17 protein-coding genes are annotated in these 16313 nt (G+C 71.7%); 4 read left to right on the plus strand and 13 right to left on the minus strand.

The features are described from left to right. Window positions 1–50: 50 nt before the first annotated feature. The gene (locus ACFYNU_RS10625) at window positions 51–1046 is read right to left on the minus strand and encodes an NADP-dependent oxidoreductase (RefSeq protein ID WP_356587640.1); all 996 of its coding nucleotides are present in this window, start codon (window positions 1044–1046) and stop codon (window positions 51–53) included. Between the two features lie 90 nt (window positions 1047–1136). On the opposite strand from ACFYNU_RS10625, the gene ACFYNU_RS10630 reads away from it, so the two are divergent. Further along, a complete protein-coding gene (locus tag ACFYNU_RS10630; protein ID WP_356587642.1) occupies window positions 1137–1733 on the plus strand; it encodes a TetR family transcriptional regulator in 597 nt (198 codons plus the stop codon). Window positions 1734–1927: 194 nt separating this feature from the next. On the opposite strand, the gene ACFYNU_RS10635 is transcribed toward ACFYNU_RS10630, so the two are convergent. From ACFYNU_RS10635 to ACFYNU_RS10645, 3 genes are read right to left on the minus strand one after another with little or no spacing between them, the layout of a single operon-like run. Then, window positions 1928–2392: a VOC family protein gene (locus ACFYNU_RS10635; protein ID WP_356587644.1), complete on the minus strand. Its 465-nt coding sequence runs from the start codon at window positions 2390–2392 to the stop codon at window positions 1928–1930. Window positions 2393–2437: 45 nt separating this feature from the next. Beyond that, on the minus strand, window positions 2438–3391 hold the full coding sequence (locus ACFYNU_RS10640) for a DUF5996 family protein (RefSeq protein WP_356587868.1): 954 nt from the start codon (window positions 3389–3391) through the stop codon (window positions 2438–2440). Between the two features lie 60 nt (window positions 3392–3451). Beyond that, window positions 3452–5365: an ABC transporter ATP-binding protein gene (locus ACFYNU_RS10645; RefSeq protein ID WP_356587646.1), complete on the minus strand. Its 1914-nt coding sequence runs from the start codon at window positions 5363–5365 to the stop codon at window positions 3452–3454. 88 nt (window positions 5366–5453) lie between these two features. On the opposite strand from ACFYNU_RS10645, the gene ACFYNU_RS10650 reads away from it, so the two are divergent. Then, entirely contained in the window at window positions 5454–6038 is a 585-nt protein-coding gene (locus tag ACFYNU_RS10650) for a TetR/AcrR family transcriptional regulator (RefSeq protein ID WP_356587648.1), read from the plus strand. A 75-nt stretch (window positions 6039–6113) separates the two neighbouring features. Here ACFYNU_RS10650 and ACFYNU_RS10655 read toward each other — a convergent pair whose 3' ends face one another. The 9 genes from ACFYNU_RS10655 to ACFYNU_RS10695 all read right to left on the minus strand — a co-directional run bounded on the left by ACFYNU_RS10655 (window position 6114) and on the right by ACFYNU_RS10695 (window position 14733). Then, on the minus strand, window positions 6114–6635 hold the full coding sequence (locus tag ACFYNU_RS10655) for a flavin reductase family protein (protein WP_356587650.1): 522 nt from the start codon (window positions 6633–6635) through the stop codon (window positions 6114–6116). Continuing rightward, window positions 6636–8354 carry an AMP-binding protein gene (locus ACFYNU_RS10660; RefSeq protein WP_356587651.1) on the minus strand — a complete coding sequence of 573 codons (1719 nt, stop codon included), beginning with the start codon at window positions 8352–8354 and terminating at the stop codon, window positions 6636–6638. A gap of 11 nt (window positions 8355–8365) precedes the next feature. Then, window positions 8366–8671 (minus strand): acyl carrier protein, encoded by a 306-nt coding sequence (locus tag ACFYNU_RS10665; protein WP_356587652.1) that lies wholly within the window; start codon window positions 8669–8671, stop codon window positions 8366–8368. Then, entirely contained in the window at window positions 8668–9906 is a 1239-nt protein-coding gene (locus ACFYNU_RS10670) for an acyl-CoA dehydrogenase family protein (RefSeq protein WP_356587653.1), read from the minus strand. Before ACFYNU_RS10670 ends, ACFYNU_RS10665 begins: the two co-directional genes overlap by 4 nt. Window positions 9907–9915: 9 nt before the next feature. After that, entirely contained in the window at window positions 9916–10764 is an 849-nt protein-coding gene (locus tag ACFYNU_RS10675) for a hypothetical protein (RefSeq protein ID WP_356587654.1), read from the minus strand. Between the two features lie 105 nt (window positions 10765–10869). Further along, window positions 10870–11925: a U32 family peptidase gene (locus ACFYNU_RS10680; protein WP_356587655.1), complete on the minus strand. Its 1056-nt coding sequence runs from the start codon at window positions 11923–11925 to the stop codon at window positions 10870–10872. Then, on the minus strand, window positions 11922–13151 hold the full coding sequence (locus ACFYNU_RS10685) for a cysteine desulfurase family protein (RefSeq protein ID WP_356587657.1): 1230 nt from the start codon (window positions 13149–13151) through the stop codon (window positions 11922–11924). The genes ACFYNU_RS10680 and ACFYNU_RS10685 overlap by 4 nt, the downstream gene beginning before the upstream one ends. 25 nt (window positions 13152–13176) lie before the next feature. After that, a complete protein-coding gene (locus tag ACFYNU_RS10690) occupies window positions 13177–13575 on the minus strand; it encodes an iron-sulfur cluster assembly scaffold protein (protein WP_356587659.1) in 399 nt (132 codons plus the stop codon). Window positions 13576–13578: 3 nt separating this feature from the next. Further along, the gene (locus ACFYNU_RS10695) at window positions 13579–14733 is read right to left on the minus strand and encodes a hypothetical protein (RefSeq protein WP_356587661.1); all 1155 of its coding nucleotides are present in this window, start codon (window positions 14731–14733) and stop codon (window positions 13579–13581) included. Window positions 14734–14877: 144 nt separating this feature from the next. Between ACFYNU_RS10695 and ACFYNU_RS10700 the strand changes: the two genes are divergently transcribed. After that, on the plus strand, window positions 14878–15261 hold the full coding sequence (locus tag ACFYNU_RS10700; RefSeq protein ID WP_356587663.1) for a BlaI/MecI/CopY family transcriptional regulator: 384 nt from the start codon (window positions 14878–14880) through the stop codon (window positions 15259–15261). A gap of 79 nt (window positions 15262–15340) precedes the next feature. After that, entirely contained in the window at window positions 15341–16258 is a 918-nt protein-coding gene (locus ACFYNU_RS10705; protein ID WP_356587665.1) for a M56 family metallopeptidase, read from the plus strand. Window positions 16259–16313: the final 55 nt, after the last annotated feature.

A 16313-nucleotide genomic window follows, 5' to 3' on the forward strand; every position in this document is an offset into this window, starting at 1 on the left:
GGTCCGCGCCGGTCGAGGCGGACCGCCGAGGAAGTGACAGGGCGTCGACCTCAGACGCGGACCATGGCCATGCCGCGGTTCGCGCCGCCCAGGACCCCGACGAGGGCGTTCGGCGCCTGCTCCAGTCCTTCGACGACGTGGTAGTAGGGCTTGATCCGCCCATCTTCGAGCCAGGTCGAGTAGTCACGATCGGCTTCGCCGAACCGGTCCCCGTACGTGCCGAAGGCGAACCCCTTCATGGTGAGGTCCTTCAGGATCAGGGTGAGCGGCACGCCCTTGGGTCCGCTCATCGGCTTGTCGCTGTCGTACTGGGCCGTGTTGCCGCAGAGCACGATGCGGCCCCCGCGCTTCATCGCGTCCAGCGCGGCTTCGAGCACAGGCCCGCCCGTGTTGTCGAAGAACAGGTCGACGCCCTCGGGGCAGGTCCGCCTCAGCTGCCCGGCCAGGTCGCCGGCCTTGTAGTCGATGGTCGCGTCGGCGCCGACCTCCCCCTCAAGCCAGGCGCACTTCTCGGGTCCCCCCGCGATACCGACCACGCGACAGCCCGAGATCTTGCCGAGCTGGACGACGGCGGATCCGACGCCGCCCGCCGCCGCGGAGACCAGCAGCGTCTCGCCGGCGCGTGGCCGGCCGGCGTGCAGGAGTCCGAAGTAGGCGGTGTAGCCCGTCTGACCCAGCAGGCCGATGTAGTGCTCCACGGCGTGGGCGCCGTCGCGCTTGAAGAGGTTCTGGGCGGGCATCGCGACGTAGTCCTGCCACGCGGACATCGTCTGCACCACGTCCCCGGGCACGAATGCCGGATCGGCGGAGCGGACGACCTCGCCCACGGAGGTGCTCATCATCGGCTCCCCCGCCCGGAGCCCGCTCGCCCCGTAAATGGGGTTGGCGTGCATGTAGGCCCGGTTGCCCGGCATGACGTTGAAGTAGCGGTTGTGGACCAGGACCTCACCGGGCCCCGGCTCGGGGATCTCGATCTTCCGCAGCTCGAAGATGTCGGTCGTCAGCCTGCCTTCCGGCACCGCTGTGTAGATCCACTGCCTGTTCATCGCTGTTCCTCCTGGTGATCCCGTGATTTCAGCGGCTGCAATCAACCGTAACAGGTGATTGCAGCCGCTGTAATCACGTAGGATCCGCCCATGGGGAGATGGGAGCCGAACGCACGCGGACGCCTGGCGACAGCGGCGCTGGACCTGTACAGCGAGCGCGGATACGAGCAGACGACCGTGGCGGAGATCGCCAAACGCGCCGGGCTCACGGAGCGGACCTTCTTCAATCACTACGCCGACAAGCGCGAGGTGCTCTTCGCCACCGCCGGCGAGTTTCAGGACCGGTTCGTGGGAGCGGTCTCCGGGGCCCTGGAGACCGCACCGCCGATCGACGCCCTGGCGGCCGGTCTCGACGCGATCGCCGAGATGCTCGCCGGTCAACGCGACTTCGTACGCGCGCGACAGGCGGTGATCATGTCGAACCCCGAGCTGCGGGAGCGCGACCTGATCAAGCTCGCCTCGACCTCGGCGGCCCTCGCCGACACCCTGCGCCGGCACGGCGTCGCGGAACCCGAGGCGAGCCTGGCCGCCGAGGCGGGGATCGCCCTCTTCAAAGTGGGCTTCCACCGCTGGGTCGAAGCGGACGATGCGGACACGGCGAGCGCGGCGGACGAGGAGCGCGAGCTGTCACTGTTGCTGCGGGAGGCCCTGGACACGCTCAAGACCATGACCGCCGCGGGCGGTTAGCCCTGGTCGAACCGCCCGCGGACCGGTCACCGCCCGGCCGGAGCACCGCCTTGTGCGTGCGCCAGTCCCGGCCGGTCCCCGGCCTCCCGGCAGACCCGTACGCGCTCCCGCGCCTCGCTCAAGGCATCGCCGTGAGGGACATATCTCCACCTTTCCCCACCCGGGCCGCCGGCACCCCACGGTCTTCCAGGGGGTCACGTCCCGTTCTCGGGCGGGGTGGCGCGGTCCGCGAAGATGCCGTTCAACATGCCCGTGGCCTGGCCGACTTCGATCAGATAGCCGTCCGGGTCCTTGACGTAGCAGCGGAGTTCGGCCTTGCGGTCGAGAGGTTCGGTGAGGAAGCGCGCCCCCTTGGCGACCGCCTGTTCGTAGAAGGCGGCGATGTCGGCCACCCGGACGTTGAGGAAGGAGGACACCGGGTCGCCGGGTTCGGGGGCGGTGAGGACGACGTCGGGCTTGTCGGGTGTGGGGCCGCCGCCCGGGTTCATGATGATCCAGCCGTTGGCGATCTTCACGATGCAGGGGTTCTCCGCCAGCACCACCTCGCCGCCGAAGACATCGGCGTAGAAGCGCCGTGAGACCGCGACGTCCCGCACGGTCAGGAAGTGGGTCAGCACCAGGCCCTGCTCGGGCGTCGGCCAGTCGTCACGCGAAGTCATGGCGTGGTCCTTCCAGTTGAGAAACGCGGTGCGGGGTTCACGTGGTCATCCGGGTGCCGCTCGTCGGTCGGACCAGCGTTCGGGATCCGTCTCCAGCGCCGCCCGGTCCCAGCCGGCCCCGTCCGCAGCCGCCATGTAGGTGCTCCGTAGGAAGCCCGCGAGCGTACGGTCCGGGTCGGCGGCGGTGCGTACCGCCTCGTACGGCAGCAGGAACTGCCCGTGGGGCCGGCTGTAGAAAGCGTCCGGCGGGGTGACGTGGCTGTCGGCGAATCCGGCAGGTTCGGGGTAGGCGTACGCGTAGAAGGCCCCCTCCTCCCCGCCGCCGGGCCAGAATCCGCAACTGCTCAGCTCGTGCGAGTAGCCCTCCGCCATGACCCAGTCGCCGCAGTTGGGCGCGCCGCCGGGATGGCGCGGGGCGCGGCGGCCGGAGAACCGGGTGCACGCCAGATCCATGGCCCCCCAGAAGAAGTGCACCGGGCTCACCTTGCCTGCGAAGTGCGCCCGGAACTCGCCCAACACCCGGTCCGCCTGGAGGAGTTGGCGCCAGAACAGCCACGCCGCACGCGGGTCGTAGGTGTGGTGGCGATAGTCCTGCGAGAACGGGATCGCCGGCTCGACCTCGTTCGGCAGGTCCTGGATGGTGGTGGGTACGCCCAGCTCGTCCAGCGCCTGCCCGACCCGGGCGTGGAAGTGGGCCACCGGCATCGACTCCAGGGCGATACGGCGGGCGCCGCCGTCACTCGTACGCAGCCGCAGCAGGTGGTCGACGAAGTCGAACTCGATGTCGAAGGCCCCGTCGCCGTACGGAACGGCGGAGGTGGTCAGCCCTCGCGGAGTCACATAGAGGACCACCTGCCACCAGTGGTTGAGCAGGGGAGCGTGCGCCAACCGGACCTTGCCCACGATCTGGACCCACATGTGCAGCGTCTCGCGGGTCTCGGTCCAGTCGTCCACGCGCAGCCGCGGCCACGCCGGCCCGGAGCCGGAGGTGTCCGTCATACCCATGGTCACGGTCCTCTGCTCGGCGGCGTCGGACGGGCGGCGGGCGTGCGGTACGGGTCACTGCCCGACCCGTCCACCTTGCGCAGCCTTCCGCCCGCCCGCAACCGCACCCTCGCCCTCGCCCTCGCCCTCGCCCGCAACCGCACCCTCACCCGCACCCTCCAGGTCGGTGGCGATGCGCAGGGAACTCACCAGTTCGCGGTAGAGCGTGTCCGACACCAGCAGGTCCTCGTGCCGGCCCTGGGCACGGATCCGGCCCGCTTCCATGACGACGATCATGTCCGCGTCGAGAACGGTCGACAGCCGGTGGGCGATCGTGACCACCGCGCCGGTGGTCGCGCGGGCCCGGACGCAACTCTGCACGGCGGCCTCGGTCACTCCGTCCAGCTGGGCGGTGGCCTCGTCCAGGAGCAGGACGTCGGGGGTGGCGAGCAGGGCGCGGGCCAGGGCGATGCGCTGGCGTTCGCCGCCCGAGACGTTCGTCGAGGACAGCGGGGTGTCCAGTCCGTCGTCGAGCGCGTCGACCCTCTCGGCGAGCCGTACGTCCCGCAGCACCTGCCGGAGTTGGTCCGTCGTCGCGCCGGGGCGGGCGAGCAGGAGGTTGTCGCGGATCGTGCCGGGGACGACGGGGGTGTCCTGCTCGACGTAGGCGAGGCGGGCGCGGATGTCGGAGTGGGTGTGGTCGCGGTACGGGCGGCCGTCCAGGAACAGTTCGCCGTGCGTCGGTTCGAGGAATCGCAGGACGAGGGAGAGCAGGGTGGTCTTGCCCGCGCCCGACGGGCCGACGACGGCGGTGTGGCCGCGCCGGGGGATCGCGAGGTCGATGTCCCGCACGGCGGGCGCGCGGTCGGGACCGTACGCCGCGGTGACCTTGCCCAGGCGCAGGACGGGAGTCTCGTCGCGGATCGGGCTGACACCGGCGCGTACGTGACCGCCCGCGACGGAGGCCGGGGCGGCGCGTACGTGGGCACCGGCCGCGCCACCGCGGGTGGGGTCCTCGGTGGACAGCGCGTCGGCCTGCCGGATGCGTTCGGCCGCCGCGATGCCGGCCTGGAGCGTGGTGACGTTCTGGCTGAGTTCGGTGACGGGCTCCATCAGCGCGAACGCGTACAGCAGGAAGGCGATCAGGCTCGACACCTGGAGCTGGCCGTCCGCCACGCGCCAGGCGCCCGCACCGAGGATCGCGATGATGGCCAGCTGGATGCCGGACCAGGCGATCGTCCAGGCCAGCGCCTCGCGGCGGACCACGCGGGTGCCGTGCTCGGCGGAGGCCCGCGCGTCGGTCATGATCCGTTGTTCCATCCGGTCCTCGGCGCGGTTGACCTTCACCGTACGGATCGCGCGCAGCGTGCCTTCCAGTACGCCGCCGAGCCGCCCCACATGCTCCTGGGCCTGCTGCTGCGACCGCGCGATGCCGGGCATCAGGAACGCGAAGAGCAGGCCGGTGAGCGCGATGGCGGCCAGCGTGGTGCCGAGCAGGACCGGGTCGAGCCAGCCCATCAGGGCGAGGCTGCCGGCCATCATGACCGCCCCGTTGATCAGGCCGATCAGCGATTCCGAGGTGGCCTCGCGCAGCAGCACGGTGTCGGAGGTGACGCGGGTGACCAGCTCGCCGGGCGGGCGCGAGGTGACGGCGGGCACGGTGGCCCGCAGGAAGCGCCGTACGAGCGATCCCCTGGCTTCGAGCACCACACGCTCGCCCAGCGTGCCGAGCAGGATCCACTGCCAGAACGACATCGCGCCGCCGACCACGAGCAGCACCAGGAGCGTCGCCACCGGGCCCGTCAGTGACGCCGAGGTGCCGAGCGCGTCCAGGACCTGCTTGGTGACCATGGGCGTGGCGAGGCCGAGGCCGGAGACGAGCAGGGCCAGGCAGAGGCCGTGGATCAGCGTGCGCCGATGGGGGCGGGCGAAGGACCACAGGATGCGCAGGCGCGGCGCGGCGACCGAGGACGGTATGGAGGTGGACATATCCGTAGTGGAACATGCCTGTTCCAAAAAGTTCAACCGAGTTTCGATTCGGTACGCGCCGAGGTCATGAGGTACTACCGTGGGGCGCATGGGGTCCGACCGCACAGCGACGCAAGAGAGCACCACCCGCGCCCGCACCCGGCGCGCGATCATCGACGCCGCCGTGGCCACGCTCTCCGCCGATCACGCGGCCTCACTGGCCGATGTCGCGGAGGCGGCCGGGGTGGGGCGCACCACCGTCCACCGGTACTTCCCCGAGCGGTCCGACCTGCTCGCGGCCATCGGCACGGACGTACGGGAACGGATCGAGGCGGCGACCGCCCGCGCACGCCTCGGCGAAGGGCCCGCCCCGGAGGCCCTGGACCGGCTCTGCCTGGAGTTCTTCGAACTCGGCGACCGGCTGATGCTGCTGGACGACGTGCCCCAGTTCTGGGCCTGGTCGGGGCTGGAGGAAGAGGAGCAGGACGCCCCGTCCGACCGCGAACTCCTCGCCCTCATCGCCCGCGGCCAGCGGGACGGCACGCTCGATCCCGACGTCGACCCCACCTGGCTGCACACGGTCCTGTGGTCGCTTCTCTACGCGGCCTGGGAGCAGACGCGCGAGTACGAGACCCCCAAACACACCGCGCTGTCCCTGTGCCTGCGCACCCTCAGGAAGGCGACCGCCGCCTGAGGGGGCCCGCGCCTCGCCCGTGGGGTGAGGAGTCTGCCGACAGCCGGTGGGGGGACCCGCCGTCGGCAGACCCGGTCAGGTGAGACCCCGGTACGCGCCCCGGTGGCGCAGCAGTGGCTGGCCGTGGCGGCGGGTGGTGCTGGTGACCGAGCCGATCAGGATGGTGTGGTCGCCGCCGGGGTGGGTGGTGTGCACCCGGCAGGTGATCGAGGCGAGCGCGTCGTCGAGGACGGGCACGGTGTCCTGATAGTGGTGCGGTACGCCGGAGAACCGCTCCAGCAGGGGCTTCTCGGCGAAGATCCGCGAGGCGTCGTCCATGGTGGCGGGCAGGACGTTCACGGCGAACGCCTGGTGGCGCAGGATCAGTGCCAGGGTGCCGGACCGGTTGTGCAGGCAGGCCAGGACGAGCATGGGGTCCATGGACAGCGAGGTCACGGCGCTGGTCGTCATACCGACGGGCCCGTCGGCCGAGGTGGTGGTCAACACCGTGACGCCGGAGGGCAGTTCGGCCATGACATGGCGGAACCCCTGCTGTCGCTCTTCCTGGGGCGAGGGCGCGGGTGCGGGTGAGGTCCGGGGCACGGTGTCGTGGGTCATCTAGGCCGACCTCCCGGTCAGATGGTCGTCACGGAGCCGGCCGCGGCGGCGTTTGCCGCTGCTGGTACGCGGGATGCCGCCACGTTTGCGGACGACCACCTCGTCGAGGTTGAAGCCGAACGACTGCCGTACGAGGGTGGCCACTTCGCGCCGGATCCGGTCGTGCTCGTCGGGGCGTACGCGCGTTTCGACGACGGCGGTGACCCGTTCGCCGGTGTCGTCGGTGTGCGAGAAGACGGCGCTGTTGCCGGCGTCGATGTCGGGGTGCGTCTCGATGCTCTGCTCGACGTCGTACGGGGGCAGATTGCGCCCGTTGACGATGATCAGCTCCTTGAGGCGGCCGACGATGTAGAGGTCCCCGTCCCGGGTGAAGCCGAGGTCGCCGGTGGCGTGGGTCCGGTCCGCGACGAGCCGGGGTTCGCCGCCGGGGCCGAGGTAGCCCGCCATCACCGAGTCGCCGCGCAGCCGGATCTCACCGATCTCGTCGTCCGGTAGCAGGGCGCCGTCGGGGTCGCGGATCTCGACGGTCAGTCCGCCGAGCGGGCGCCCGCAGGCGACGACGGTGAGGGAGGGCCGGCCGGCGTCGCAGTCGGTGACCCTGTTGTGGCGGTGCAGTTCCTCGCGGTCGAGCCGTACGGCTTTGGTACGGCCCCAGCTCAGTTCGCCCGGCGGGCGGAGATCGAGGGCCATGGTGGCGGCCAGGACGGTCTCGGCCATGCCGTAACAGGGGATCAGCGCGCCCTCGGCGAGTCCGTGCCCGGCAAAGGTGTCGCGGAAGTCGGTCAGCACTCCGAGCGGGATGGGCTCGGCCCCGACGTACGCCTGCCGCAGGAGGGACAGGTCGAGATCCGGGTCGGGGGTGCGGCGGTGGCGGTCGGTGACGGTGCGGTACCCGAAGGGCGGCGCGGTGGTGATGGTCGCGCCGCGCCGGGACATGTGGCGCGGCCAGGACAGCGGGTCGCGCAGGAAGCTGATGGACGGCATCAGATCCAGCGCGACACCCTTGATCAGGGTGGCCAGCGTCAGGATGAAGCCCATGTCGTGGTTGAGGGGCAGCCAGTGGCAGACCCGGTCGTGCTCCAGCGTCATGTCCAGGGCCGTGTGGATGGCCCGGATGTTGGCCGTGACCTGCGCGTAGGTGAGGACCGCGGCCTTGGGCGAGCTGGTGGAACCGGAGGTGAGCTGGATGTGGTGGGCGTCCTCGGGGCGGCGCGTGGGCAACTCCCCCGCCGGCAGCGCCGGTTGACGCAGATCGGCCACGCTCAGATACGCGGGTCCGGGGGCGTGGCCGGATCCCGGTCCCGCTCCCGGTCCCGGTCCCGGTGCGGCGGCGAGCGCGGTGGCGGTCGCCCGGTCCTCGGCGACGACGGCCGCCGGTTCGCACACGCCCAGCACGGCCGCGTACTGCCGCATCCCCGTCGAGTCGGGATCGCCCGGGTTGCCGGGGACCACGATCGTGCAGGGGACGAGGCCGGCGAGCAGCGAGCCGAGCAGCGCGGTGAGATGGTCGACCCCGGTCGGCAGCGGCAGCAGGATCCGGTCGCCGGGGACCAGACCGCGGGCCAGCAGCGCGCCCGCGGCTCCGCGTGCGCGTTCGTCGAGTTCCGCGTAGGTGAGTTGGGCGGTTGTGCCACGGGAGTCGAGGACGGTGACGCACCCGTCGTGGCCACCGATGGTCCGGTGGTCCAGCAGGTGCTCGGCAACGGTGTGGGCGGTCATGGACCGGTCCTTCACTCGGCGGCGCGGGCGGCCTTGGCCTGCACCCGCTCGCGGACGAAGTCGGCTATGTCACCGACCTGTTGGAAGGCGAACGCCTTCTGCTCGGGGATGAAGACCTTGAACTCGTTCTCGACCCGGGTCATCGCGGCGACCAGGGTGATCGAGTCCAGCGGCAGGCTGAGCAGCGGCGTACCGGACCGGATCGAGTCGAGGTCGACCTGCGCGAGTTCGGCCGGTTCGAGGAGTTCGGCGAGCGCCTCGCGCAGGACGGTGAGGACATCGGCGTCGGTCGGGGCGACGGCGGAGGGCTGGGTCACGGCCGGTTCTCTCCTGTGGATGCGGTGGGTGTGTTGGACGCGGTTGTGGCTGCGGGTGCGGTGACGGTGTCGTCGCCGCGGGGATCCAGGCCCAGGGCCGCCTTGCCGATCATGTCGCGCAGCGCGTCGAGGTTGGCGCCCATGACGGCGCCGGCGCGGGCGTCGCGGTAGTGGCGTTCCAGCGCGTTGGAGCGCAGGAAGCCGTGGCCGCCGGTGACCTGCATGGCGGTGTCGGCGACGGTGATGGCGGCCCGGTTGCACACGTACTTGGTCATGTTGAGGGCGCCGAGCGCTTCGAGCCGGTCGTTCGAAGCCGTCCACGCGCCGTGCAGCAGGCTCAGCCGGGCGGTGTGCACGGTGGTGGCCATGTCGGCGACATGCAGCCGGACGCCCTGGAAGGCGGTCAGCGGCCGGCCGGTCGGGGCGAGCGTGCGGTGGGTGACATGGTGGTTGGCGAAGGTCTGGGCGGCGCGGGCGATCCCGAGGGACGCGGCGGCGAGCCCCAGGATGAGCGCGGGCAGGGCGTGGGTGAGCAGGGGCATGCCGCCACCGGGGCCGCCGACACAATTGCCTTCCGGGATACGGCAGTTGAGGAGAAGGGTGTTGGCGCTGTTGGCGCGCATGCCCATCGCGTCCCAGGTCTCCTTGACGGTCAGTCCCTCCTGTCCGGCGGGCAGCAGGGCCATCGTCTGGCTGCGGCGGAACTCGGTCTCGCCGCTGTGGGCGTTGATGACGTAGTAGTCGGCGTGCCCGGCGCCGGTGCAGAACGCCTTGGTGCCTTCGAGACGCACCGACTCGCCGTCGGGGGTGGCGCGCAGTTGGGGGTTGAGGATGTTGCCGCCCGTGCCGGGTTCGGAGAATCCCCAGCTCAGCAGTCGCCCGTCGGCGCAGATCTCGGTCAGTACGCGGGCGGCCACCGGGTTGGTGGCGGCGTCGGCGGCCAGCAGCCGGGCCGCGCCCGAGTGCATCGCGAAGATCAGCGCGGTGGATCCGCAGGCCTCGGCGAGTTCGGCGACGGCCAGTCCCCACGCGGTGAGATCGGCGTCCGTGCCGCCGTACCGCCCGGGGACGAGCAGTCCGAGCAGACCGGCCTCGTGGAGGTCGGCGATGTTCTCCTCGGGGAAGGCCGCGGTGCGGTCGTGGGCGGTGGCGCGGGGTGCCAGGCAGCGGCGGGCCACCGCCCGCGCCTGGTCGACGATGTCCTGCTGGTCACTGCTCAAAGCGAGGTCAACCATGACGCTCTCCTAGCGGGACGCCGCCGTCGCGTGGGGACGGCGGGTACGGAGGGTGGTGACGCGGTCGGCCAGCGCGCCGGGGGTGTGGAAGCGGGCGTCGACGATGACGTCGTCGCCCGGTGGTGCGGCGGTGGTCGACGCGGCGTAGACGGCGTTGCCGTAGACCGTCAGCGGCAGTTGGCGGGGGCGGTCGGCGACCGGGATCGGCTCGCGGTGGCCGTGCCCGAGCTGCCAGCGCCGGGCGGCGACCAGCCCGGTGGGCGTGTCGCACAGGGTGAGGCAGTCCGGCGGGGCCAGCCGCTGACGGCGGGCGGTGGGGCAGGAACGGGCCCAGGCCACCGGTGTGACGTCGGCGAGGCGCCGGACGGACCAGCCGGGGCGGTCGGGCACGACGGCGTCGGCGTCCGTCTCCACGATCCGTACGCCGAACCCTTCGAGTTCGGCGAGGAAACCGTCCTCGTACACCGCCGGCTCCAGCGGGTGCCGGGGCGCGTCCGCCGAGTGGTGCGGGCGGCCCGGGAACAGGGCCTGCCCCACGGTCAGTTCGCACTCCGGCAGGGACCGCCCGGCCAGGGTGCCCAGGGTGCCGAGGTCGTTGACGCTCACCGTGAGCGGTCCGTCCCCGGCCAGCGTGGTGGCGAGGTCGGCCAGGGCGGCGGTGCCGCGCTCCCAGCCGGCGGGCAGTACGACTCCGGCCCGGAGCCCCGCGCCGCGGATACGACCGGCCGCCTCGCGCAGCGCGGGCAGTCGCGGCAGCTTCGCGGCGCAGCCCTCCTGCCCGATGCTGACCGCGTCGACGGGCAGGCCGAGCACTTCCGTCAGCCGGTCGGGTGTGGTCAGACGTACTTCGACGGTCATGGATCGTCCCCCGGTTCACAGATGGGCGGTTCGCACACGGGCGTTTTACACATGGGCGTTTCACGCATCGACGGTTCACACAGCGGCGGTTCACGCAGCGACGGTTCACACATGGGCGCGGCGCGCCGCGGTGTCGCGGAAGCGGCAGCGTTCCTGCTCGCACATGCGCGGCACCCAGCCCATCTGCCAGGTCAGCTCGGTACGGTCGATGTCGGCGACCGTCTGCTTGGTGCTCCAGCCCTTGGCCACGCCGTCCAGCGCCCGCCGGTACATCTGGGTCACCTTGGCGTTCTGGCGGACGATGGGGCTCTCCCGGCCCGGGATCTGGAGGGCCGCGACGCCGAGGGCCACCAGCGACGGGACGTCGCACAGGGCGCAGTCGGACGCCCCGTCCAGGAAGCCGTCCAGGAACCCGCCGAGATCGTCCGGGCCGGGGCCGATCGACACCTGCTCCTGGTAGCCGGCCCGGCAGCCCAGCCCCGAACCGCTCTGGTCGGGCAGCCGGCAGTGGTGGCAGTCGGCTCCCGAGCCGGTCTGCACCGGCACCTCCACCTCAAGACCGTCCACCGCGCAGAACGCGGCGATCTCGTCCAGCGTCGCCGCGTGGGGCAGCACCACCCGCCGTACCCCGTAGGCGGATTGGAGATGCCGGGCGTACGCGACGGTCGTCACCCCGAGGGCCGCGCCGGCGACCAGCGGGACCTCTGGCCACGCGTCGGCGACCCACCGGGCCGTCGGCAGCGCGCCGACGACGACGGTGTCGGCGCCCGCCTCGACGCCCTGCTCGACATGGGCCAGGAACGCGGCCCGCGCCCCGGCGGGCACGGCGGGCGCGTCGGCGCCGAGATGCACCCGCAGACCCGCCGCGTGCGCCTGGGTGATGATCTCCTTCAGCAGACGCCGGTTGGAGACCTGTGTCGGGTCCCCGTCCCGCCTGCCGGGCAGCGCGTCGAAGCTGCCGTCCTGACCGGCCGGGGCCCGGTGCGCCAGATAGATCTCGGTGGCGCCGCCGGAGATCTGGAGTTCCAGCATCTGGAGGTTCCGTACGGGGGCGTCCAGGGCGACCAGCGCCGCGGCGGCGGGGTCGGGTGTCGCCACGTACGGTGCCTCGCGGGCGGTGTGCGGGGGCGCGAGCGCCCACTGGTCGGTGACGTCGGTCATCGGCCCGCCCCCTGGGCGTGGCCGGGTCGCGGCACGGACGCCGGGCCGAGGGCGCGCAGCTTGCCGACGGCTTCGACGGTGGCGGCGGCGGCCTCGGTGACATCGGCGAGCGTGGTCGTACGGCCGGGGCTGAACCGCACGGAGGCGCGCGCCCGTTCGGCCGGGACACCCATGGCGGTCAGGACGTGCGAGGGCTCGTCGCTGCCCGCGTGGCAGGCGGAGCCGGCCGAGACGCAGATGCCGTGCACGGCCAGGACGTCGACCAGGGTGTCGCCCCGGACGCCGTCGAACGAGACGTTCAGCGTCTCCGGGACGCACGGCGCGCCCTCGCCGTTGACCCGGACGCCGTCCGCTTCCCGTATCCCGGCGAGCAGGGCGGTCCGCAGTGCCCGGCGGTGCGCGTCGAAGTCCGGGTCGCGGAGGTGCCACAGGGCCTGGGTGGCCGCCGCGGCCATGCCGAGGATGCCGGGGACGTTCTCCGTACCGGCGCGCAGTCCGTGCTCCTGGCTGCCGCCGCGGATCAGTGGGGACAGCCGTACGCCCGGGGCGACCTTGAGGGCGCCGACGCCCTTGGGGCCGTAGAACTTGTGCGCCGAGACCGACACCAGGTCGGCGCCGATGCCCGCCAGGCTCGTCTTGCCGGCGGTCTGCACGGCGTCGGTGTGCAGGAGCGCGCCGGCGCGGTGGGCGATCTCCGCGATGTCGGCGACCGGTTGGACGACACCGGTCTCGTTGTTGGCGTGCATCACGGACACCAGCGCGGTGTTCGGGCGCAGCGCGTTCCGTACGTCGTCGGGGTCGATCCAACCGCGCGCATCCGGCCGGAGGATGGTGATCTCGGCGCCCAACTCGGCGGCGAACGCGCAGGATTCGAGGACGGCGGAGTGCTCGATCGCCGTGGTGATCACATGGACGCGGCGGTCGCCGGCGGCCAGGACCGTACCGAGGACGGCGAGCGCGTCGGACTCGGACCCGCCGCCGGTGAAGACGACGTCGTCCGGCGCGCAGTCGAGCAGCGCGGCCAGTTGCGCGCGGGAGGATTCCAGCGCCTCCTTGGCCTCGTCGCCCGCGGCGTGCCGGCTGGAGGGGTTGCCGGTGACGCACATGCCGTGCAGGACGGCCTCGGCCGCCTCGGGGCACACCGGGCTGGTGGCGGCGTGGTCGAGGTAGATGCCGGGCGGGCCCGAAACCGGCCCCGGCCAGGACGCGGGCGCAGGTGCGGACACGGACACGGACGCGGGCGCGGGCCCGCTACGCACAGATGAGGGGCGCGTCATCGTCCACTCCGTCCCGGTGGTTGGTCACCAGTCGGTGGGCGACCTGCCGGCCGAGCGCGGCCACATGCCGCTGATCGGGGGCCAGTCCGCCGAGCAGGTCCGCCACCCGCTCGTCGTCCCACGCCTCCAGCTCCGTCAGTTCGCTGCCCAGGGCGGCCTCGGTGATGACGCTGGCCGCCGCGAGGGAGGCGGCGCAGCCGTGGGCACGGAAGCGGATCTCGGTCACCCGGCCGTCGCTGACGGCGGCGGTGAGCATGATCTGGTCTCCGCACACCGGATTGCCGATGAACGCCCGTACGTCGGGGCTCTCCAGCTCGCCCGCGTTGCGCGGGGTGGTGAAGTGGTCCACCACGGTGGGGCTGTAGCGCGGCACGCGTCAGCCCTCCACGGAGGTGGCGGCGACGGCGGGGACCTCGCAGTCGGCGACGATCTCCTGGCTGTCGATGAACTTCTCGATGCTCACCGCGCAGCAGCCGAGTTCGGCGCCCTGGAGGCGGCGGCGGAAGGAGACCGTCTGACCGGTCCGGCCGCACGGGCACGGCGTGTGGTCGACCTCGCCGACGTCCTCGCTGAGGATGAACGCCGGGTAGCCGGAGCTGAGCGCGTCGAGCAGGGCGATCACGCCGGTCTTGCCCGGGGCCAGTTCGACATCGGTGTTCTCGACGTCGCGGATGCTGATGTACGACCACGGCGGCACGTGCTTGCGGTGGTGCTCGCACTCCATGGCCAGCATGTTCGACTCGATCATGCCGTACATGTCGCGGACCCGGTCGGCGGGTATGCCGAGATACTTCTCGATCTTGGCGTTGAACTCCTCGCGGCTGATGCTCTCGCCGGTGTACCGCTTCCAGCCCCCGAGGGTGATGACCAGCGAGTCGGGGTCGAGCTTGAGCGTGATGTCCTCCAGTTCGAGGAAGCGCAGCAGCCGGCCGACGAGGAACGGCGGGCCGATGATGTGGCGCGTCATCGACTCCTCCCAGCCGTCGAGCAGACCGATGGCCTCCTGCGGGTCGAAGGCGTAGTCGCGCACCACGTAGGCGTGCACGTCGAGCAGCCCGTTGAGGACGTTGAACGCCTTGACCATGCCCATCTCCGGCGTCTCCGCCGTGGACGGACACAGGAAGAGCCCCGCGCCCTTGCCGACCTGGAAGAACTCCCGGTACTGGGCGAAGATCGCGCCCATCACCCGGCTGACGGTTCTCACGTCGCGGCGCGCGACGCTGGGCACGCCGCCGGTCCCGGTGCTGCGGATCTCCAGCTCGACATCGGCCAGCGACGCGGTCATCAGGACATGCGCGTCGGGCTGCTTGAACATCCGCACCGGCAGCAGCGGGATCTTCACCAGGTCGGCGAGGGTCGCGATGTCGTCGGGCTTGACGCCCAGCGCGTCGGCCTGGGCGCGGTAGAAGGCGTTGTGTTCGGCGTGCGCGGCGAAGGAGCCCCGCAGCGCCTCGGTCACCGAGGCTTCCCATTCGTGGGCCGGCTGGCGGAAGGCGGTGTCCGGACAGCCGAGCATGGCGGCGAGTTCCATGAAGAATCCCCCTGGATTTCGGGCAGTGAGAGAGCACGGCACACGGTCGGGCATCGGCGAAGGAGCCCGACCGCGGCGATGGCTACTATCGCAGTAGTACTACGTGGATAGTCAAGGGCCGCCGGATGTCCTATGCTGCTCGCCATGGCGAGACTCGGCGACCTTGAGCGAGCGGTTCTGGACTGCCTGTGGCAGTCCGGTGAGCCGCAGACCGTGCGCGAGGTGCACGAGGCGCTGGCCGCGAGGCAGCTCGCCTACACGACCGTCATGACCACCCTTCAGCGCCTCGCGCGGAAGGGTCTGATCACCCAGGACTCGCACACCCGGGCGCACCGGTTCAGCGCCGTGGCCACCCGTGAGGAGATGTTCACCGAGCTCATGACCGACGCTCTGGGCATCGCCGGGGACGAGCACGAGGCGATGCTCCGCTTCGTCGACGTCATCAGCCCCGAGGCACGGGCCGCGCTGGTCCAGACGCTTCATCAGCAGGAGACGCTCGACCAGCAGGACCGCGACACACCGGGGTGAAGCAGGTACCGCGCGACTGCCGCAGGGGTGCGGCGGCCGGCTGAACGAGGGGTCGTTCGGCCGGGTGGCGCGTCGAAGAATGATCGATGTAACGGGGGGTTACGTGGATGCGCTCTGTCTTGTGCTGTTGTCCGTCCTGCTGATCACCACGGCGACCACCGTCGTGACCACTGCGGACTGGCCCGGGCGGGCCCCGTGCGCGGCGTTATGCCTCTGGCTCGCCGGTTACGTGGGCGGGCTGAGCGCGCTGGTGTGCGCGACGTACGGGCTGTTCGCCGAACTGGACGAGAATCTGGCCCATCGCACCCTGCGGCTGCCCGCCGACGCGGCGGCCGTCGGCTTCGCCTGGGTCTTCATCGCGCGGGTCGTCACCGCGTACGTGGAAGTGGGCCGGCTGGCGCGCAGGCGCCGCGAACGGCACCTGATGCTGCTGGAGTTGTTCGGGTACGCCGCCCAGCATCTGTCGGCGGTCGTACTGCCCAGCCGGCAGCCGCTCGCCTACAGCGTCCCGGGCCGCTGGTCGCGCCGCGGCCACGCCGTCATCTCGGACGTCGTCCTCGCCGAGTTCACCCGCGAGGAGGTGCAGTCCGTCCTCGCGCACGAGCAGGCGCATCTGCGCCAACGCCACCATCTGCTCACGCAGTTGAGCGAGGCGCTCTGCACGACGCTGCCCCGTGGACAGTTCACCGCCCGCTTCGGCGACCGCATCGGCAATCTGATCGAGATGCGCGCGGACTGCGCGGCCCGGGTGAAGTGCGGGCGCCTCACCATCGCGCAGGCCCTGGCCCGGATGGCGCCGGGCAAGAGCCCCGAGACGGCGGCCGGTTCGCGCTGCCCGGTGGCCGCGAGGCGCCGTCATCTGCTGACCAACGTCCGATGTTGTAGCTCCCTCACGTCCTCAGTGGTGTTCGGCGCGGCCTGCGTGCTGGCCACCGCCCCCGTGGCCCTCCTGGCAGTCGGAGCCCTCGCCGCCGTGTGCGACTGGATCTGCCGATGACCGCCCCTCGTGCGACGCACGGGGGCTTTTCTGTTTGCCCCGCCGTATGACCGCC

It is taken from the genome of Streptomyces sp. NPDC006643, assembly GCF_042870175.1.
Taxonomy (GTDB): domain Bacteria; phylum Actinomycetota; class Actinomycetes; order Streptomycetales; family Streptomycetaceae; genus Streptomyces.